Source organism: Piscinibacter sp. HJYY11 (assembly GCF_016735515.1).
Classification (GTDB): Bacteria; Pseudomonadota; Gammaproteobacteria; order Burkholderiales; family Burkholderiaceae_C; genus Rhizobacter.
Map to the genome: position 1 here is coordinate 1,651,355 of NZ_JAERQZ010000001.1, position 19,712 is coordinate 1,671,066.

The 19,712-nt window shown below is 69.8% G+C and carries 18 protein-coding genes; 9 read left to right on the forward strand and 9 right to left on the reverse strand.

Annotated elements, in window-relative coordinates; genetic code table 11:
• Positions 1-11 precede the first annotated feature (11 nt).
• On the forward strand, positions 12-1,517 hold the full coding sequence (ppx, locus tag JI745_RS07440; protein ID WP_201805079.1) for an exopolyphosphatase: 1,506 nt from the start codon (positions 12-14) through the stop codon (positions 1,515-1,517).
• Between the two features lie 3 nt (positions 1,518-1,520).
• Here the strand turns inward: ppx and sixA are convergent, their stop codons facing one another.
• Genes sixA through JI745_RS07460 form a run of 4 tightly spaced genes read right to left on the reverse strand, consistent with a single transcriptional unit; the run spans position 1,521 to position 5,993 of the window.
• Positions 1,521-1,982, reverse strand: coding sequence for a phosphohistidine phosphatase SixA (sixA, locus tag JI745_RS07445; RefSeq protein ID WP_201805081.1), 462 nt, complete (start codon positions 1,980-1,982; stop codon positions 1,521-1,523).
• Between the two features lie 5 nt (positions 1,983-1,987).
• Entirely contained in the window at positions 1,988-4,048 is a 2,061-nt protein-coding gene (ppk1, locus tag JI745_RS07450) for a polyphosphate kinase 1 (RefSeq protein ID WP_201805087.1), read from the reverse strand.
• Positions 4,045-5,112, reverse strand: coding sequence for a glycosyltransferase family 1 protein (locus JI745_RS07455; protein ID WP_201805088.1), 1,068 nt, complete (start codon positions 5,110-5,112; stop codon positions 4,045-4,047). The genes ppk1 and JI745_RS07455 overlap by 4 nt, the downstream gene beginning before the upstream one ends.
• The gene (locus JI745_RS07460) at positions 5,109-5,993 is read right to left on the reverse strand and encodes a UDP-2,3-diacylglucosamine diphosphatase (RefSeq protein WP_201805089.1); all 885 of its coding nucleotides are present in this window, start codon (positions 5,991-5,993) and stop codon (positions 5,109-5,111) included. Before JI745_RS07460 ends, JI745_RS07455 begins: the two co-directional genes overlap by 4 nt.
• An 85-nt stretch (positions 5,994-6,078) precedes the next feature.
• On the opposite strand from JI745_RS07460, the gene JI745_RS07465 reads away from it, so the two are divergent.
• The 7 genes from JI745_RS07465 (at position 6,079) to JI745_RS07495 (ending at position 13,999) form a co-directional block, all read left to right on the forward strand.
• Positions 6,079-7,002, forward strand: coding sequence for a hypothetical protein (locus JI745_RS07465; protein WP_201805090.1), 924 nt, complete (start codon positions 6,079-6,081; stop codon positions 7,000-7,002).
• Positions 6,999-8,723: a single-stranded-DNA-specific exonuclease RecJ gene (gene recJ, locus JI745_RS07470; protein WP_201805092.1), complete on the forward strand. Its 1,725-nt coding sequence runs from the start codon at positions 6,999-7,001 to the stop codon at positions 8,721-8,723. The genes JI745_RS07465 and recJ overlap by 4 nt, the downstream gene beginning before the upstream one ends.
• Positions 8,724-8,831: 108 nt before the next feature.
• A complete protein-coding gene (locus tag JI745_RS07475; RefSeq protein WP_236674932.1) occupies positions 8,832-10,151 on the forward strand; it encodes a PQQ-dependent sugar dehydrogenase in 1,320 nt (439 codons plus the stop codon).
• Positions 10,152-10,213: 62 nt separating this feature from the next.
• Positions 10,214-11,482: a PQQ-dependent sugar dehydrogenase gene (locus JI745_RS07480; RefSeq protein ID WP_201805094.1), complete on the forward strand. Its 1,269-nt coding sequence runs from the start codon at positions 10,214-10,216 to the stop codon at positions 11,480-11,482.
• Between the two features lie 60 nt (positions 11,483-11,542).
• Entirely contained in the window at positions 11,543-12,400 is an 858-nt protein-coding gene (locus JI745_RS07485; RefSeq protein ID WP_201805096.1) for a 3',5'-nucleoside bisphosphate phosphatase, read from the forward strand.
• Positions 12,397-13,356 (forward strand): DMT family transporter, encoded by a 960-nt coding sequence (locus JI745_RS07490; protein ID WP_310738512.1) that lies wholly within the window; start codon positions 12,397-12,399, stop codon positions 13,354-13,356. The genes JI745_RS07485 and JI745_RS07490 overlap by 4 nt, the downstream gene beginning before the upstream one ends.
• 13 nt (positions 13,357-13,369) lie before the next feature.
• Entirely contained in the window at positions 13,370-13,999 is a 630-nt protein-coding gene (locus tag JI745_RS07495) for an L-threonylcarbamoyladenylate synthase (protein WP_201805100.1), read from the forward strand.
• A 9-nt stretch (positions 14,000-14,008) separates the two neighbouring features.
• On the opposite strand, the gene JI745_RS07500 is transcribed toward JI745_RS07495, so the two are convergent.
• The 5 genes from JI745_RS07500 to JI745_RS07520 all read right to left on the reverse strand — a co-directional run bounded on the left by JI745_RS07500 (position 14,009) and on the right by JI745_RS07520 (position 17,860).
• Positions 14,009-14,368 carry a RidA family protein gene (locus JI745_RS07500; protein ID WP_201805101.1) on the reverse strand — a complete coding sequence of 120 codons (360 nt, stop codon included), beginning with the start codon at positions 14,366-14,368 and terminating at the stop codon, positions 14,009-14,011.
• Entirely contained in the window at positions 14,365-15,024 is a 660-nt protein-coding gene (gene plsY, locus JI745_RS07505) for a glycerol-3-phosphate 1-O-acyltransferase PlsY (RefSeq protein WP_201805102.1), read from the reverse strand. Before plsY ends, JI745_RS07500 begins: the two co-directional genes overlap by 4 nt.
• 46 nt (positions 15,025-15,070) lie before the next feature.
• Entirely contained in the window at positions 15,071-15,562 is a 492-nt protein-coding gene (ybaK, locus tag JI745_RS07510; RefSeq protein ID WP_201805106.1) for a Cys-tRNA(Pro) deacylase, read from the reverse strand.
• 44 nt (positions 15,563-15,606) lie between these two features.
• Positions 15,607-16,665 (reverse strand): aldo/keto reductase, encoded by a 1,059-nt coding sequence (locus tag JI745_RS07515; protein WP_201805107.1) that lies wholly within the window; start codon positions 16,663-16,665, stop codon positions 15,607-15,609.
• A gap of 73 nt (positions 16,666-16,738) precedes the next feature.
• Positions 16,739-17,860, reverse strand: a complete 1,122-nt coding sequence (locus JI745_RS07520; RefSeq protein ID WP_201805108.1) for an HD-GYP domain-containing protein — start codon at positions 17,858-17,860, stop codon at positions 16,739-16,741.
• A gap of 152 nt (positions 17,861-18,012) precedes the next feature.
• Here JI745_RS07520 and JI745_RS07525 point away from each other — a divergent pair, with 152 nt between their 5' ends.
• Positions 18,013-19,710 carry an acyl-CoA synthetase gene (locus JI745_RS07525; RefSeq protein WP_201805109.1) on the forward strand — a complete coding sequence of 566 codons (1,698 nt, stop codon included), beginning with the start codon at positions 18,013-18,015 and terminating at the stop codon, positions 19,708-19,710.
• The last annotated feature ends 2 nt before the right edge of the window (positions 19,711-19,712 follow it).

Sequence of the window (19,712 nt, forward strand, 5' to 3'; positions counted from 1 at the left end):
CAATCGAGGGCATGACTGACTCGCTCCCGCCGCAACCCGGCGTGCTCGCGGCCATCGACATGGGCTCCAACAGCTTCCGGCTGGAAATCGCCCAGCTGAGCCCCGGCCGCTACAAACGCATCGACTACCTGAAGGAGACCGTGCGCCTCGGCGCCGGCCTCGACGAAGAAGGCCTGCTGACCGAAGACGCGATGCAGCGCGGCCTGGCCTGCCTGCAGCGGTTTGCCCAGCGCCTGCGCGGCATCGAGCCCGAGCGCATCCGCGCGGTGGCCACGCAGACCTTGCGCGAGGCCCGCAACCGCGATGCCTTCCTCGCCCGGGCCCGCGCGGCGCTGGGCCTGCCGATCGAGGTGATCTCGGGCCGGGAGGAAGCGCGCCTCATCTACGCCGGCGTGGCCCGGCTGCAGCCGTCCGACGACTGGCGGCTGGTCATCGACATCGGCGGCCGCTCCACCGAGATGATCCTGGGCCAGGGCCGCACACCGCTGCGCGCCGAATCGTTCCAGGTCGGCAGCGTGAGCCTGTCGATGCGCTACTTCGGCGATGGCCGCTTCACCGAAGCGGCCTTCCGCGCCGCGCAGGTGGCCGCGGGCGCCGAACTGGAAGAGGCACTCGCGCCCTTTGCTTCAAGGCACTGGAAGGAAGCGCTCGGCTCTTCGGGCACCGCAGGCGCGGTGTCGCAGCTGCTGCAGGCCAGCGGCATCACCGACGGCGTCATCACGCCCGACGGCCTGCGCTGGTGCATGGAGCAGTGCCTGCGCGCCGGCCGCATCGACAAGCTCAACATGCCCGGCCTGAAGGACGACCGCCGTGCCGTCATCGCCGGGGGGCTCTCGATCCTCTACACGCTGGCCACGCATTTCGACATCGCCGAGCTGCAGCCCGCCAAGGGCGCCTTGCGCCAGGGCGTGATCTTCGACCTCGACGAGCGCCTGAGCGCCGCCACCGCGCCCCAAGGCCACGACGCGCGCGACGCCTCGGTGGACGAGCTGCAGCAGCGCTTCGAGGTCGACGTGCCGCAGGCCCGGCGCGTGGCCGACCTGGCGCTCGCACTGCACGCCGGCGTGGCGCCCAGCGCCGACCCCGCCCTGGCTCGCGAGCTGCGCTGGGCCGCCGCGTTGCACGAGATGGGCATGATGGTGTCTCACCACGACCACCATCGCCACAGCGCCTACCTGCTCGGCCATGTGGACGCGGCCGGGTTCTCCCAGTCGCAGCAGCGGCGTCTGGCCGACCTGGTGCTCGCGCAGCGCGGAGGCTTGCGCAAGGTGGAGGCTCAGCTGGCGCAGGACAGCTTCGCCTGGCAGGCGCTGTGCCTGCGGCTCGCGATCATCGTGTGCCATGCGCGGACCGGCGTGGACACCGACACCCTGAGCCTGCAACGCCAAGGCACACAGGCCGTGCTCGTGGTGCCGTCGGCATGGGCCGAAGCGCATCCGCGCACGCTGTTCCTGCTCAACGAGGAAGTGTCGGTGTGGGACCGCAGCGGCGCCTTGCGCCTGCAGGTCCAGACCTGAGGGTCAGAGGCAGTCGGGCGACTGCACGGCCTGCAGCACCACCTGGCTGCCGCTCTCGCGCTCGCGGCTGCGGATCCACCACACCGCGCCCTTCTTGATGACCCAGCTCTGGGCCACTTCGCCCAGCAGCAGCGCGGCGACGTGGCCGAGGGTCGGCTGGTGGCCGACCACCAGCACCGGCTCGCTCGACTCGGGCCAGCGTGCCGCCGAGAGCACGGCGGTCGCCGACGCATCCGGCGCGATCGCCTTCACCGTCTTGAAGCTGCGGTCCAGCGCCTTGGCCGTCTGCTGCGTGCGCACCGCCGGGCTCACGAGTATGCGCGTGGAATGCGCGAGCCGGTGGTTCAGCCACTCGGCCATGCGCTGCGCCTGACGTTCGCCCTTGGGCGTGAGCGGTCGGTCGAGATCGTCAAGGTCTTCTCGTTCGGGCACGGCTTCGGCATGCCGCCACAGGATCAGGTCCATCGCTCTCAGCCTCCCACGGCGTAACGTTCCATCAGGGCGCGCTGGGCGCTCGGGCCCTCGAGGCCCACCCGTTCGTACTCTCCGTCGGCGCGGAGTTCCCAGGCGTCCTGCCGGTCATGCAGATACGGCACCAGGCATTCGTCGATCACGCGCTGGCGCATCTTGGCGTCGCGCACCGGCCAGGCCACCTCGATGCGGCGGAACATGTTGCGGCTCATCCAGTCGGCACTCGAGAGGAACAGCGCCTCATCGTCGTCGCTGGCGCCCCAGCGGAAATACAGCACGCGCGAATGCTCGAGCAGCCGCCCCACCACCGAGCGCACGCGGATGCGGTCGGTCACGCCGGGAATGCCGGGCGGCAGCATGCAGGCACCGCGCACGATGAGGTCGATGCTGGCGCCGGCCTGGCTGGCGGCAACCAGGGCGTCGATCAGCGGCACGTCGGTGAGCGCGTTGACCTTGGCGACGATGCGCGCCGGCTTGCCGTCGCGTGCCGCCTGGGCCACCTGGTCCACCAGCTTGAGCATCTGCTTGTGCAGCGTGAACGGCGCCTGCAGCAACTGCTTCATCGGGCGCGTCTTGCCCAGGCTCGCGAGCTGCTGGAACACGGCGTCGGCATCCGAGGTCATCTCGGGGTCGGCGGTGAGGTAGCCCACGTCGGTGTAGAGCCGCGCGGTCTTGGGGTTGTAGTTGCCAGTCGAGAGGTGCGTGTAGCGGCGCAGCCGGCCGCCCTCGCGGCGCGTGACCAGCAGCAGCTTGGCATGCGTCTTGAGGCCGACGATGCCGTACACCACCTGCGCGCCCACGGCCTCCAGCCGCTCCGCCCAGTTGATGTTGGCCTCTTCGTCGAAGCGGGCCTTCAACTCCACCACCGCCATCACTTCCTTGCCGCGGCGGGCGGCCTCGATCAGCAGGTCCATCAACGGCGACTCGCTGCCGGTGCGGTAGATCGTCTGCTTGATCGCGAGCACGTCGGGGTCTTCGACCGCTTCGCGCAGGAACTGCACCACCGGCTCGAACGACTGGTAGGGGTGGTGCATCAGCACGTCGCCCACGTCGCTCAGGTGCTTGAAGATCGATTCGTCGCGCGACAGGCGCCGAGGCCACGAGGCCTCGTGCGGCGCGAAGCGCAGCTGCGGCGCATCGGCGGAATCGATCAGCGCGTTGAGCCGCACCAGGTTGACGGGCCCGTTGACCTGGTACAACGCCGCCTCGGGCAACGCGAACTGCGCCAGCAGGAAGGCCGACAGCTCCGGCGGGCAGGTGTTCACCACCTCCAGCCGGATCGCCTGGCCGAAGTGGCGCGTGGTGAGGCCGGAGCGCAGCGCCTGGCGCAGGTTGACCACGTCTTCCTCGTCGACCGCGAGGTCGGAGTCGCGCGTGAGGCGGAACTGCGAGAACGCCTCGACCTCGCGGCCCGGGAACAGCTCGGCAAGGTGCGCGCGGATCACGCTCGTGAGCAGCACGAAGGCCTGGCCGCCACCGGCAATGTCATCCGGCAGGCGGATCACCCGCGGCAGCACGCGTGGCACCTTGACGATGGCGATGCTGTTTTCGCGGCCGAAGGCATCCTGCCCGCCCAGGCGCACGATGAAGTTGAGCGACTTGTTGGCGACTTGCGGGAACGGGTGCGACGGGTCGAGCCCGACCGGCACGAGCAGCGGCCGCACCTGGCGCTGGAAGAAGTTGTCGACCCAGCGGCGCTGGGCCTCGTTGCGGTCGGAGTGGTTGAGGATGTGGATGCCTTCGCGGGCCAGCGCGGGCATCACCTCGTCGTTGAAGCAGCGGTACTGGTCGTCGATCAGGCGGTGCGCGTCGACGGCCACGGCCTCGAGGTCGCGGTTCGACACGCCTGCTCCCGGCTGGCGCGCCGCCTCGATGTAGTCGGCGAAACGCACCTCGAAGAACTCGTCCATGTTCGACGAGACGATGCAGATGTAGCGCAGACGCTCCAGCAGCGGCACATCCTCGCGCCGCGCCTGGGCGAGCACCCGGCGGTTGAAGGCGAGGATGGAGCTTTCACGGTTGAGCAGTGCAAGCGTTCTTGTTGTCGGCACCGGGGTCATGAGACCAGTCTATGAAGGTTTTGCGACTGTTTCGTGACAGCCTCAATGCTTGTGTGACAGCTCGGCACGAGGTGGCCCACGAACTGATGGCACACCTCGGTCCAGTCGAACTGCAGGGCGCGCTGCCGCGCCGCCTCGCGGGGGATCTCGAGCGCGGCGAGCGCCGCCACGCGCAGATCGTCGTGCAACACGCCGCCATCGTGCCCGTCATGCTGCGGCGCCACCACGTCGAGCGGGCCGGGCACCGGGAAGGCCGCAACCGGCGTGCCGCACGCCATCGCCTCCAGCATCACGAGGCCGAAGGTCTCGGAGCAGCTCGGGAACACGAAGGCATCGGCCGCGCTGTAGATGCGGACCAGTTCTGCGCGAGGAACCACGCCGCGCCAGTGGACATGCGGGTACTTGCGCTTGAGCGTGTCTTCCAGCGGGCCGACGCCGTAGACCACTTTCGACCCCGGCAGGTCGAGGCCCAGGAAGGCCTCGAGGTTCTTCTCGTAGCTGACGCGGCCGACATACAGGAACACCGGCCGAGGCAGGCCGAGGTCGGCGCCGTCGACCGGCTTGAAGAGGCTCAGGTCCACCCCGTGCGACCAGGGCAGGAGCTTCGAGAACCCGTGCCCGCGCAGGATGTCGAGCATGCCGGTGGTCGGCACCATGACCCCGCTCGACGGTGCATGGAAACGCCGGAACCAGGCGTAGCCCCAGCGCTCGGGGATGTGCAGCGCACGGGCCAGGATGTCCGGGAAGCGCGTGTGAAACGCCGTCGTGAACGCCCAACCCCACTTCAGGCAATGCTTGCGGGCCGCCGAGCCGAGCGGCCCTTCGGTGGCGATGTGGATGGCGTCGGCCTGCGCGTCATCAAGCATCTGCGCCACCCTGCGGCCCGGCCGCCAGGCCAGCTCGATCTCGCGGTAGCCTGGGCACGGGAAGCGCCTGAAGCCCGACGGTTCGATCAGCACCACCTCGTGGCCCATCGCCGCGAGGCCTTCTTCCAGCTCGACCAGCGTGGTCACCACGCCGTTGACCTGCGGCCGCCAGGCGTCGGTGACGAGCGCGATCTTCATGCTGCCACCTCGGCGGCCAGCACCGGTGCCAGGTGGCGGGCCCGCATCTGCTCGGCCCAGTCGACGATCTCCAGCCGGCCATCGGCCTGCTCGGCCAGTGCCGTGAGGCTCTCGACCCAGTCGCCGTCGTTGGCGTAGGTGATGCCGTCGATCTCGCGCAGCTCGGCGTGGTGGATGTGCCCGCACACCACGCCCTGCATGCCGCGGCGCCGGGCTTCGCGCGCCACCGCGTTCTCGAAGTCGCCGATGAAGTTCACCGCGCGCTTGACCTTCAGCTTGAGGTACTTCGACAGGCTCCAGTACGGCAGCCCCATGCGCGCGCGCAGCGAATTCAGGTAGCGGTTGAGCTTGAGCGTGAACTCGTACAGCGAGTCGCCCACGTGCGCCAGCCACTTGGCGCACTGGATCACGCCGTCGAAATAGTCGCCGTGCATCACCCACAGCTTTCGGCCGTCGGCCGTCTCGTGCACCCATTCCTCGGCCACGTCGATGCCGCCGAAGTTGTGGCCGACGTACTTGCGCGCAAACTCGTCGTGGTTGCCTGGGATGAAGATCACCCGCGTGCCCTTGCGCGCCTTGCGCAGGATCTTCTGCACCACGTCGTTGTGGGCCTGCGGCCAGTACCAGCTGCGGCGCAGCTGCCAGCCGTCGACGATGTCGCCCACCAGGAAGAGCGTCTCGCACTCCACGTGCTTCAGGAAGTCGAGCAGCGACTTCGCCTGGCAGCCGGGCGTGCCCAGGTGCAGGTCGGAGATCCACACGCTGCGGTAATGGCGCCTGTGCTCGCGTGGCGCGTCCTCGTGCTCGCGCGAGGCGTCATCCGCTGCGAGATCGGTGCCCGGGGCGGCCCATGCCTGAAGGAATGCTGCGTCACGTTGCATGGACCTGCATGGTCCGCGTGATGAATGACCGTGCCGTGGCGGGGCCGTGAAGAATGGGTGACGCCCGCGCCCGGATAATCCGCGGATGCATCTGTTGATCCCCTACGCCGCGCCGCATTCCGAGCGTGGCCTCGCGGCGCTGCGCAGCCTGAAGCTGCCCCACCTGAGCCGGCTGCTCGGCCGTCTGCGCCCCACCGAATGCCTCGGCAGCGACGAATACAGCCTCACCCCGCCACACGAGCTGGCCCACGCCCTGGCGCTGGGCTGGAAGGCCAGCGATGGCTGCTTCCCCTGGGCCGCGCGGCAAGCGGCACGCGACGGCGTTGCCGTCGGCGAGAAGGCCTGGGGCCAGCTCACCCCCGTGCACTGGCACGTGGGCGCCGACCACGTGACCCTGCCCGACCCGGCCAACCTGCACCTGAGCGCGCAGGAGTCGCACACGCTCTTCGAAGCGGTGAAGCCGCTCTTCGAGACCGAAGGCTGGGAACTGGCCTGGGGCGCGCCGATGCGCTGGTACGCCGCGCACGATTCGCTGGCCGAGCTGCCGAGCGCCAGCCTCGACCGCGTGATCGGCCGCAACATCGACCTCTGGCTACCCTCGTCTCCGCAGGCGAGGCTGATCCGCCGCCTGCAGAACGAGGTGCAGATGCTGCTCTACCAGCAGCCGCTGAACGATCACCGCGTGGGCCTGGGCGCGCTGCCGGTCAATTCGTTCTGGCTCAGCGGCTGCGGCCGCTCCCAGGCGGAAGCGGCAACGCCGCTGCAGGTGGCCGACAGCCTGCGGGGCCCCGCCCTCGGCTCCGACTGGGCTGCCTGGGCCGAGGCCTGGCGTGCGCTCGACGAAGGCGCCGTCCAGGAAGCACTGGCCGCCGTACGCGACGGCCAGGAGGTCACCCTCACACTCTGCGGCGAACGCCACGCGCAGCGCTTCGAGCCGCAGGCCCTGAACCTGTGGTCGCGGCTGAAGCCGCCCACCGTCGCCGTGGCCCCGTTGCTGGAAGCGCTGTGAACACGCCCACCATCCGCCTGCGCGAGGTGCCGCCCCGCACCGTGTGGGCGCTCGAGCAGGCCGGCATCCACCCGCTGCTCGCCCGCCTCTATGCCGCCCGCGGCGTGCGCAGCGCCGACGAGATCGACGACGCGCTCGCTGGCCTCGTCGCGCCCGCGCAGCTGATGGGCACGCAGGCGGCGGCCAGCTTCCTCGCCGATGCCATCGCCGCGCGCAAACGCATCTGCATCGTGGCCGACTACGACTGCGACGGCGCCACCGCCTGTGCCGTGGCCCTGCGCGGCCTGCGCATGCTCGGCGCCGAGCCCGGCACGCTGGTGCACGTGGTGCCCGACCGCGCGGTGCACGGCTACGGCCTCACGCCGGCGATCGTCGACCTCGCGATGCAGAAGCAGCCGCAGGTGCTGCTCACCGTCGACAACGGCATCGCGAGCCTTGCCGGGGTCGACCATGCCCGAAGCCTCGGGCTCGACGTGGTGGTGACCGACCACCACCTGCCCGCGAAGGACCACGATGGCACGGTGCAGCTGCCCGCCGCCACCGTGATCGTCAACCCCAACCAGCCCGACTGCGGTTTCCCGAGCAAGAACCTCGCGGGCGTGGGCGTGATGTTCTACGTGCTGCTGGCGCTGCGCAGCGAGTTGCGCGCCCGCGGCGTGTTCAGTGCCGAGACGCAGCCGCGGCTCGACGTGCTGCTCGACCTGGTGGCCCTGGGCACGGTGGCCGACGTGGTGAAGCTCGATGCCAACAACCGCCGGCTCGTCGCGCAGGGACTCAAGCGCATCCGCGCCGGCCGCATGCAGCCCGGCGTGGCCGCGCTCTTCAAGGCCGCCGGCCGCGATGCGGCGCGCGCCACCGGTTTCGACTTCGGCTTCGCGCTCGGCCCGCGCATCAACGCGGCGGGGCGCCTCTCCGACATGTCGCTCGGCATCGAGTGCCTGCTCACCGACGACCCCGCACGTGCCACCGAACTCGCGCAGCTGCTCGACACCATCAACCGCGAGCGGCGCGACGTGGAAGCCGGCATGCGCGAGCAGGCCGAAGCCATGCTCGCCCGGCTCATGCCCGAGGGCGATGCGCCCGCCGCGCTCGCGCTCTTCGACCCGGACTTCCACGAAGGCGTGGTCGGCATCGTGGCCTCGCGCCTGAAAGACCGTGTGCACCGGCCGACCTTCGTCTTCGCGATGGGGCAGGACGGCCTGCTCAAGGGCTCGGGCCGCTCGATCAACGGCTTCCACCTGCGCGACGCGCTCGACCTGGTGAGCAAGCGCCACCCGGGCGTGCTGCGCAAGTTCGGTGGGCACGCGATGGCGGCGGGCTGCACGCTCGCCGAAGAAGACTTCACGACCTTCGTCGACGCCTTCCAGCGCGTGGCCACCGAGTGGCTCGATGCCGCCACGCTGTCGCGCACGCTGATGACCGACGGCCCGCTGCCCGCCGAGTACTTCAACCTCGACACCGTGCGCTCGCTCGATGCGCAGGTGTGGGGCCAGGCCTTCGAGGCGCCACTCTTCAGCGACGAGGTCGAGGTGGTGTCGCAGCGCCTGGTCGGCGAGAAGCATTTGAAACTGGCCGTGCGCCACGCCGGCGCGCTGCGCGACGCGATCTGGTTCGGCCGCAGCGAGCCCCTGCCCGACCGGGTGACGCTCGCCTACCAGCTCCGGGTGGACGAATACAACGGCCAGCAGCGCCTGCAGATGATCGTGGAAGCGGCCCGCTGAACGCGGCGCCGCCGATACCACTTGCACGACAGGGTTGCATTCGGTTGCCTGCAGGTGGCCGCGGCGTGAACTACGCTCGTCCTTCGCCGACGAAGAAGGACAAGAGACATGAGCTACCCCGACCCGGCTGATGACACAGCCGACCTGAAACGCCGATCCAGCCTCGTGAGGCTGAGCGCGATCTGCGCGGCCCTCTCGCTGCCCATGCTCAGCTGCGGCGGAAGCGACGACAACCCGCCACCGAACGCCCCGCCCAGTGGCGGCGGCGGAGGAGGTGGCGGCGGTGGCGGTGGAGGCGGTGGCGGAAACCCGCCACCCCCGCCGCCTCCCCCTCCGCCGGGCCCGCCGCGCGCCACGGTGATCAACGGCACGCTGTCCAGCCCGTGGGGCTTCGCCTTCCTGCCCGACGGCCGCATCGTGGTGACGCAGAAGGGTGGCCAGATCGTGGTGCTCAGCGCCGACGGCGCCACCAAGTCCAACCCGCTCTCGGGCGTGCCGGCCGTGGCCACGGCTGGCCAGGGCGGCCTGCTCGACGTGGCGGTCGACCCCGACTACGGCACCGCCGGCTCCAACTGGATCTACTTCAGCTATGCCGAACAGGTGGGCGGCACGAGCGGCACTGCGGTCAACCGCGGGCGGCTCGACCTCACCAACCTGCAGCTGCTCGACATGTCGATGACGCCGATCTTCCGGCAGTTGCCCAAGGTGGCGGTCAGCACCAGCACGGGCCACTTCGGCTCGCGCCTCGCGTTCCGCGGCGACAAGACGCTCTTCATCACCCTCGGCGAGCGCCAGCTGGAAACGCCGGCGCAAGACCTCGGCAGCCACCTAGGCAAGGTGGTCCGCATCAACCGCGACGGCAGCATCCCGCCCGACAACCCGACCTTTGCCGGTGGTGCCGCCCCTGGCATCTGGAGCCTGGGCCACCGCAACCCGCAAGGGGCCGCCATCCACCCGAGCGGCGAGCTGTGGGTCACCGAGCACGGGCCGCAGGGCGGCGACGAGCTCAACATCGCACGCGCCGGCCAGAACTACGGCTGGCCCGAGCGCAGCTATGGCTGTTCTTACCAGGCCACGACCGCGCCATGCCAGATCGGCGGTGGCACCCATGCACCGGCCTACACGGAGCCGGTGACCTGGTGGCCCGGGCCGGGCAACTCGCCGCCCGACCCGTCGATCGCCCCGAGCGGCCTGATGTTCTACGACGGCAACGGTTTCCCGGAATGGCAGGGCAACGCCTTCCTCGGCTCGATGGCCGGCCCCCAAGGGTTGGCGTTGTGGCGGCTCACGCTGAGCGGCAACACGGTCACCGCACGCGAGCGGCTGTTCGCCTCGCTGGGCGAACGCATCCGCTGCGTGCGCCAGGGGCCGGACGGCTGGATCTACTTCATCACCGACAGCGGCAGGCTGTACCGGGTCGACCGGTGAACGCTGCGGGCCTGTGGCACGCCGATTGCCGCAGGCCCTGCGGATCATCTTCGGGGCTCGCCATGGGCACTCATTCCAAGAACACACCCGATTCCGCGCGCCGACACGCGCTCGCCCGCCTGGGCGCCCTGTGGGCCAGCGCCGCGGGCCTGACGCTCGTGGCCTGCGGCGGTGGCGGCGACTCGGGGAGCTCCGCGCCGCCGTCGTCCGGCCCCCCGCCGCCCCCGCCGCCCCCGCCGCCCCCGCCCCCACCGGGCCCGCCTTCGGGGCCGTTGCTGACGACCGCGCTCAACGAGACGCTGGCGTCGCCCTGGGGGCTCGCCTTCCTGCCCGACGGGCGCATGCTGGTCACGCAACGCAGTGGCAGCCTGGTGCTGCTCAACGCCAGCGGCGCGCTCGCCGGCACCATCTCCGGCACGCCGGCGGTGGTGTCCAGCGGCCAGGGCGGCCTGCTCGACGTGGTGCTCGATCCTGATTTCGGCAACGGCAGCAATGACTGGGTCTACCTGTCGTATGCCGAGGCCGGCGCAGGCGGCAGCGGCACCGCGGTGACCCGCGGGCGGCTCGACCTGGCCAACATGCGCCTCGTCGACGTGCCGGCCACGCCGCTCTTCCGCCAGCTGCCGAAGATCAGTGCCGAAGGCCACTACGGCTCGCGCCTCGCGTTCCGGCCCGACGGCACGCTCTTCATCACCCTCGGCGAACGCCAGCAAGGCTCGCCGGCGCAGGACCGCAGCAACCACCTCGGCAAGGTGGTCCGCATCAACCGCAACGGCAGCATCCCGCCCGACAACCCCTACGTCGGCACGGCCTGGCAGCCCGAGATCTGGAGCTATGGCCACCGCAATCCGCAAGGTGCCGCGGTTCGCCCGGGGACCGGCGACCTGTGGCAATCGGAGCATGGCCCGCTCGGCGGAGACGAGCTCAACATTTCCCGGGCCGGCCAGAACCACGGGTGGCCCAACGTGAGCTACGGCTGCAACGTCGACGGCCCGGCCTGCGAAATCGGGGGCGGCACCCACGCGCCGACCTACACCGAGCCGGTGAGCCGGTGGCCCGCGCCGGGCACGCCGCGCCCGTACCAGTCGATCGCGCCGGCCGGCATCACCTTCTACACCGGCACCGGCTTCCCGGAATGGCAGGGCAACGTGTTCGTCGGCGCGCTGGCCGGCCGTGCCCTGTGGCGCATCACGCTGAACGGCAACACCGAGGTCGGGCGCGAGCAGCTGCTGAGCTCGCTCAACGAGCGCATCCGCTGCGTGCGCGAAGGACCCGATGGCTGGCTCTATCTGCTGACCGACAGCGGCAAGCTGATCCGCGTGTACCGCTGACGCCGGCTGCGGATCGCCCCTCCCGCTGCGCGGCGGGGGCCCGCTGCCTACAATCCGGCGGTGAGCATCCAGAACGCTGATCTGCACTGTCATTCCGTCGTCTCCGACGGCACGCTCGAGCCCGAGGCACTCGCCGCACGTGCGCGCGCCAATGGCGTCGACCTGTGGGCACTGACCGATCACGACGAGATCGGCGGCCAGCACCGCGCCCGCGCTGCTGCACATGCAAACGGCATGGCCTACCTCACCGGCACCGAGATCTCGATCACGTTTGCCAACACCACCGTCCACATCGTCGGCCTCGGCTTCGACGCCGACGATCCGGCCATCGTCGCCGGTCTGCGGGCCACTCGCGGCGGCCGCGAAGCGCGCGCGAGAGAGATGGCCGACGGCCTGGCCCAGGTCGGCATCCACGGCAGCTACGAAGGCGCGCTCAAGTACGTGGGCAACCCCGAGCTCATCTCGCGCACCCACTTCGCGCGTTTCCTCGTCGAGACCGGCGTGTGCGCCGACACCTCCGAGGTCTTCCGCAACTACCTCGTCGAAGGCAAGCCCGGCTTCGTGCCGCACCGCTGGGCCACGCTCGAGAACTCGGTGCGCTGGATCACGCAGGCCGGCGGCCTGGCGGTGATCGCCCACCCGGGCCGCTACAAGTTCACGCCGACCGAGGAATACGCGCTCTTCAGCGAGTTCAAGTCGCACGGCGGACGCGGCGTGGAAGTGGTGACCGGCAGCCACACGCCGGCCGATTTCGAGAAGTACGCGCAGATGGCGCTCGACTTCGACCTGCATGCCTCCCGCGGCTCGGACTTCCACAGCCCTGACGAGAGCAATGTCGACCTCGGCACGCTGCCGCCGCTCCCGAAGACGCTCACCCCCGTGTGGGACGCACTGGCCGACCGGATCCAGCACCCGTGATCGCCGCCGCCCTGCCCCTGGCGCGGCACCGTCCTTTCGCCGGCATCGGCCTGATCCTCGTGATGGGCCTGTGGTTCGTCACGCTCGACACCACCGCCAAGTACCTGGGCCAGGTGCTGCCGATCATCATCGGCCTCTTCGCACGCTACGCCGTGCAGGCGCTGCTGATGGGCGGCTGGCTCGCGCTGCGCCTGCTGCGCGGCGGCGGCAATCTCTTTCGCACGGCGCACCCGCGCTTCCAGCTGCTGCGCGGCACCTTGCTGCTCACGACGAGCGCGTTGCTCTTCATCGGCATCCGCCAGATGCCGGTGGCCGAGTTCACCGCGGTGGGCATGCTCTCGCCGGTTCTGGTGACGGTGCTGGCGGCGCTCTTCCTGCACGAGAAGGTCTCGCCGCTGCGCATGGCGCTGGTGGCGGGCGGTTTCGCCGGCGCCTTGATCGTGGTGCGCCCGGGGGCCGGCATCTTCGGCTGGGTGGCGCTCATCCCGCTCACCATGGCGCTGGTGTACGCCGGCTTCCAACTGCTCACGCGCCGGCTGTCGAACCTCGAGCACCCGTTGACCACGCACTTCTACACCGGCCTCGTGGGTGCGCTCGTGGTGCTGGCGATCCTGTTGTTCGAGCCGGCGTCGTCGTGGGACGCGCTGCGCGCCGCACCGCCAGCGATCTGGGGCCTCCTGCTGCTGGTCGGCGTGGCCGGCACGGTGGGCCACCTTTGCCTGATCCTCGCAGTGGGCATGGCGCCGATGGCCACGCTCATGCCCTTCACCTTCCTGCAGCTCGGCTTTGCGAGCGTGGCGGGCTACCTCGTGTTCGGCCACGTGCCGGATGGCTGGGCCTTCGTGGGCATCGCGGTGGTGGGCGTGTGCGGCGCCACCTCCGTGTGGCTCAACCTGCGCGAGAGTGCAGCGGCCCAGCGCATCGCGCCGGCCGACTCGGCGCTCACGCCAGACTAAGGCCACGGACACCATGGCCCGCGTCATCGAGGTCCACCCCGAGAACCCGCAGGCGCGGCTGCTGAAGCAGGCCGCCGACGTGCTGCACGGCGGCGGCATCGCGGCGGTGCCCACCGATTCGAGCTACGCCTTCGTCTGCCACCTCGACGACAAGGCGGCGGCCGAGAAGCTGCGCCGCATCCGCGAGGTCGACGACAAGCACCACCTCACGCTGCTGTGCCGCGACCTGTCAGAGCTCGCGAGCTACGCACGCGTCGACAACAAGCAGTACCGCCTGCTCAAGCACGCCACGCCGGGCCCCTACACCTTCCTGCTGGAAGCGACGAAGGAAGTGCCGCGCCGCGTGTCGCACCCCTCGCGCCGCACCATCGGCCTGCGCGTGCCCGAGCACCGGATGCTGCAGGACCTGCTCGACGTCTTCGGCCAGCCGCTGCTGTCGACCACACTGATCCCGCCGGGCGAGACCGAGCCGCTGAACGACCCCGACGAGATCCGCGAGCGCTTTCGCGGGCAGGTGGAAGTGGTGGTGGATGCGGGCGCCTGCCCGATGGAGCCGACCACGGTGGTCGACCTCACCGGCGACGAGCCGGTGCTGGTGCGCCTGGGCCGCGGCGACCCGGCGAAGCTGGGCCTCTCGGCCTAGACGCTCAGGTCAAACCTTCAGCGCCGCCGTCACCACGATCTCGATCTTCCACTCGGGCTTCGCAAGCTTCGCCTGCACGGTGGCGCGCGGCGGCGCGTCGCCGGGGGCGACCCAGTCGTCCCACACCTCGTTCATGCCGGCGAAGTCGGCCATGTCGGCGAGGAAGATCTGCGCCATCAGGATGTGCGCGCTGTCGGTGTGGGCCTCGGCGAGCAGCTTGTCCACCATGGCGAGCACCTGGCGCGTCTGGCCCTTGATGTCTTGCGTGGCGTCGTCGGGCACCTGGCCGGCGAGGTAGACGGTGCCATGGTGGATGGCCATCTCGGAGAGACGGTCGCCCACGTGGAAACGGCGGACGGCGTGGGTCATGGTTTGCTTCCCTTGGCGTGCGGCTTGGCGGGGGGATGTGCGCCCGCGGCCCTCTGCCCGAGCTTGCTCTCGGTGCCGGCCAGGAGCTTCTGGATGTTGGCGCTGTGGCGCCACACGAGCAGCAGGCTCATCACGACGATCGCACCGGCGATCGCGTTGGCATCCCAGATCAGCAGTTGATAGAAGGGCGCGAACACTGCTGCCACGATGGATGCGAGCGACACGTAGCGGAAGAAGGCCACGATGATCACGAAGGTCAGCAGCGTGGCCGCGCCCAGCCAGGGGTTGAAGGCCAGCAGCACGCCAGCTGCCGTGGCCACGCCCTTGCCGCCCTTGAACTTGAAGAACACCGGCCACAGGTGCCCGAGGAAGGCCGCCAAGCCCACCATCGCCACCGTGCCCACGCCAAGCCCGACACGCGGGCCGTAGACCAGCACCAGCAGCACCGGCACGTAGCCCTTGAGCACGTCGAACACCAGCGTGAGGATGGCCGCCGCCTTGTTGCCCGAGCGCAGCACGTTGGTGGCGCCGGGGTTGCCAGAACCGTAGCTGCGAGGGTCCGACAGGCCCATCAGCTTGCTGAAGATCACGGCAAACGAGAGCGAGCCGATCAGATAGGCCGCGACCACCGCGGCAGCGGAATACAGGGTCTCCATCGAGCGAGCGAGGGGTTGTGGTGCTGGTTGTGCAGGATTGCGGCAGCTATTCTGCACCCGCGCACTGCACCGGCTTCGCCCCCAGCACCTCGGTCAACACCTGTGGCGAAACGCCGACAAGGTAGCCACGCCGCCCGCCGTTGATGTAGATGCGCGGCAGCTCGAGCACCGTGCGCTCGACGTAGATCGGCATCGCCTTCTTGGTGCCGAAGGGCGAGGTGCCGCCCACCAGGTAGCCGCTGTGGCGCTGCGCCACCTCGGGCTTGCAGGGGCTGACCTTCTTGGTGCCGATCTGGCGCGCGAGGTTCTTGGTGCTCACCTGGCGGTCGCCGTGCATCAGCACGATCAGTGGCTTGGCGTTCTCGTCTTCCATCACCAGCGTCTTCACGACGTGGTGCTCGTCGACGCCGAGCTGCCTGGCGGATTCGGTCGTGCCGCCATGGTCCACGTAGTCGTAGACGTGCTCGGTGTAGGCCACCTTCTGCTGCTTGAGCAGCTGGGTGGCGGGGGTTTCGGAGACGTGGTCTTTCTTGGCCATGGTGGGCGCGATTGTCCGGGCCGCCGCCGGACCGGTCTTGTCTCTTATTGCGCAGGGTCGCGGTGCTGGCGGCGGATGTTGTCAACCTCGGCCAACAGCTCAGGCGACAGTTGCACGCTCCACGCATCGACGTTCTCGACGAGCTGCTTCGAGCTCGTCACGCCGATGATGGTGCTCGCCACCCGCCACGAGCGGTAGCAGAACGCCAGCGCGAGCTGGGTGGGGGTCAGGCCGTGCTCACGGGCCAGCGCGTTGTAGAGACGGGCAACCTCCAGCGCCTCGCGGCGCCCCCAGCGCTGCTTGCGCATCGACTCAAACTCGGCCAGGCGCCCCGTTTCCGGCGCCGTCAGGAAACCGGTCTCGTCGTACTTGCCGGTGAGCGCGCCGAAGGCCAACGGCGAATACGCGAGCAGCGCCACGCCGGTGCGGTACAGCGTCTCGTCGAGGCCGTTGTCGACGGCGCGGCTGGTGAGCGCATACGGGTTCTGCACCGACACCACGCGCGGCAGGCCGTGTTGCTCGGCCAGGTGCACGAACTCGCTCACGCCCCAGGGTGTCTCGTTCGACAGGCCGATGTGCCGCACCTTGCCGGCCTTCACCAGCTTGCCCAGCGCTTCGAGCTGGTCGTGGATGGAGGTCTGCGGCTTGTCGTTCTTCGGGTCGAAGTAGACGCCGCCGAACATCGGTGCATTGCGGTTCGGCCAGTGGATCTGGTAGAGGTCGATCACCTCGGTCTGCAGGCGCTTCAGGCTGTCGTCGCAGGCCTGGGCGATGTCGGCGGGGCGCAGGTCGGGCGAACCATTGCGGATCCAATCCATGCCACGCGCCGGGCCGGCCACCTTGGTGGCGAGCACGATCTTCTCGCGCATGCCGGGCCGCGACGCGAGCCAGCTGCCGATGATGCGCTCGGTCGCCCCGTAGGTTTCCCGGCGCGCGGGCACGGCATACATCTCGGCGGTGTCGATGAAGTTGATGCCGAGGCCGATGGCCTGGTCGAGCAGGGAATGGGCAAGTGCTTCATCGACCTGCTGGCCGAAGGTCATGGTGCCGAGGCAGATGGGGGTGACGAGCAGGTCGCTGCGACCAAGAGGAATGCGCTGCATGGGAGAGGTGGGCTGCCGGTGAAGCCCGGCAGTGTGCCGCAATCGCGCCGCCCGTGCAGGGCAGCGGCTGCGTTCAACGCGTGGCCAGCACCACCAGCTTCTCGGGCGACACCCGCACGCGCAGCGCGCTCTCGGGCACCACGCCGACGACGGCGAAACCGCGCGAATCGGTCTGCCGCCGCGTGGGCTCCATCAACGCATCGCCATTGCGCGCGGTGAGCGAGGCCACCACCGGCGTGTTGGCGTTGGGGCCGCGCTTGATGACGACGCCCAGCTCGCCACACTCCAGCTGCACGAAGCAGCCCGGCGGGTAGACCCCGAACTCCTTCACCACCGCGGCGGCCATCGGGTGCTTCGCGTCCTGGATGAAGAGGTCGCGCCCGGCCTGGTTGGCGGGCATGGCCTTGCGCGTGATGCGCGGGCTCAGCTTGGCGGTGTACATGTCGACGCGCCGCAGCAGCGACGCCATCTCGTCGACGTCCTGGCAGGCGCGCGGGTAGCCACTGCCGCCGGGGACCTCGTGGTGGTTGCGCACGGCGGCCAGCCAGTCGGCATCGGTCACGCCCGAGGCTTCGAGCATCTCGGCGCTGCGGGTCGGGTGCTCGTGGATCACTTCGCGCTGCGCGGCGGTGAGCGGCGTCACCTGCGTGGCGAGACGGCATTGCAGCTCGAGCATCGCGATGTTCATCGTGAGGGCCGCCTTGAAGACACGCTCGACGGCGGGCTTGTCCCATCCCAGGCGCTGCGCCACCAGGTAGCTCGCGATGGCGGTGTGCACCGAGTGCGCCACGCCATACGGGTTCTTGCCGGCGGCCTCCTGCCGCACCACCTGGAAGATGGCGAGGTCGGGGTCGCGCTCCACCAGCGCAAGCACCGGTTCGGCGGCTTCTTCGAGCGCCTTCGCAAACTCCGGCAGCGTGGGCGTGCGCAGCGTGCGGCCCACGCGGTCGATGCAGCCGCTCCACAGGCCGGGCAGCGTCTCGACCGGGGCTTCGAGCACTTCGGAACGGGGGCCCTTGAGCTCGTCCATGTCGACCAGTGCGTCACGTTCGAAGAGTGCTTCGAGCTGGGCCTCGTCGCGGATGACCTGGCCACGTGCGAGCAGCAGGCGGTTGTCCTGCCCGCGGATGTTGAACGGCACCGGCCCACCCAGGCGGATGCGGTGCTTCACGGCAGACAACGGCGAGTACGGCATGGCTTCGTTTCCGTGGCTGTCGCCCAGTTCTCGATTTCCTGTTTTCGACCGCCGGCCTGCAGCACCCACCGGGGGAAATCCCTGAGCGGGGCCACGGTTTCGTGCCGAAGCGCACGCTCTATGCTGGCCCGTCGCCCACCGAAGGAAACCGCATGACCCTGGCCTCGGCCTATGAACGCCTGCACGCCGGCTTTCGCTGGAAGGTGCCGCCGCACTTCAACATCGCCGACGTGTGCTGCGGCCGCTGGGCCCGCGAGACGCCCGACGCCACCGCCATCCTCTACGAGCACGAGAACGGCCAGGCGCTGTCATGCAACTACGGCAGCCTGCAGGCACAGGCCCACCGGCTCAGCCATGCCTTGCAGCGCCTGGGCGTTGAACCGGGCGATCGGGTGGCCATCGTGATGCCGCAGCGCATCGAGACCGCCGTGGCGCACATCGCGATCTACCAGCTGGGCGCGGTCGCCATGCCCTTGTCGATGCTCTTCGGGCCCGAGGCGCTGGCCTACCGGCTGCAGCACAGCGAGGCGAGGCTCGCGATCGTGGACGAGAGCGCAGTCGCCAACCTGCTCGCCGCGCGCACCGAATGCCCGCAGCTCGAGACCGTGGTCGCAGTGGGCGGTGCCCAGGGCCAGGGCGACACCGACTGGACCGCGCTGCTCGCCCGCGAGCCGGCCCAGTTCCAGCCGGTGGTGACCAAGGCCGACGACGCGGCCGTGCTCATCTACACCAGCGGCACCACCGGGCCACCCAAGGGTGCGCTGATCCCGCACCGTGCGCTGATCGGCAACCTGTCGGGCTTCGTCTGCAGCCAGAACTGGTTTCCGCAGCGAGGCGACGTCTTCTGGTCGCCCGCCGACTGGGCCTGGACCGGCGGGCTGATGGATGCACTCTTGCCCACGCTCTACTTCGGCCACCCCATCGTGGCCTACCAGGGCCGCTTCTCGCCCGAGAAGGCCTTCGAGCTGATGGCGCGCCATGGCGTGACGAACACCTTCCTCTTCCCCACCGCGCTGAAGGCGATGATGAAGGCCGTGCCCGCGCCCCGGGAGCGCTACTCGCTCAAGCTGCGCGCGATCATGAGCGCGGGTGAAGCGGTAGGCGACGCGGTGTTCGGCTACTGCGAGAAGCAGCTCGGCATCACCGTCAACGAGATGTTCGGCCAGACCGAGATGAACTATGTGGTCGGCAACTGCGGCTGGTTCGTCGACACCACCGGTGCGCCGCACAGCGCCTGGTCGGCCAAGCCCGGCAGCATGGGGCGGCCCTACCCTGGCCACCGCATCGCGGTCATCGACGACGAAGGCCGCGAGTGCGCGCGCGGCACGCCGGGCGACGTGGCCATCCACCGGCGCGACGTGCACGGCCAGCCCGACCCGATCTTCTTCCTGGGCTACTGGCGCAACGACGAGGCCACGCGTGCCAAGTTCACCGGCGACCCCTCGGACTCATGGTGCCGCACCGGCGACACGGCGGTGATGGATGAAGACGGCTACCTCTGGTACCAGGGGCGCAGCGACGATGTCTTCAAAGCCGCGGGCTACCGCATCGGGCCGAGCGAGATCGAGAACTGCCTGGTCAAGCACCCGGCGGTGGCCAATGCGGCGGTGGTGCCCAAGCCCGACGCCGAGCGCGGGGCGGTGGTCAAGGCGTATGTGGTGCTTGCGGCGGGCCATTCGGGCACGCACTCGCTCGTTGAAGAGCTGCAACTGCACGTGCGCGGCAAGCTCGCGCCTTACGAGTACCCGAAGGAGATCGAGTTCATCGACGCCCTGCCGATGACGACCACCGGCAAGGTGCAGCGCAAGGTGCTGCGCGAGCGTGAAGAAGAGCGCGTCCGGCTGCGCTGAGG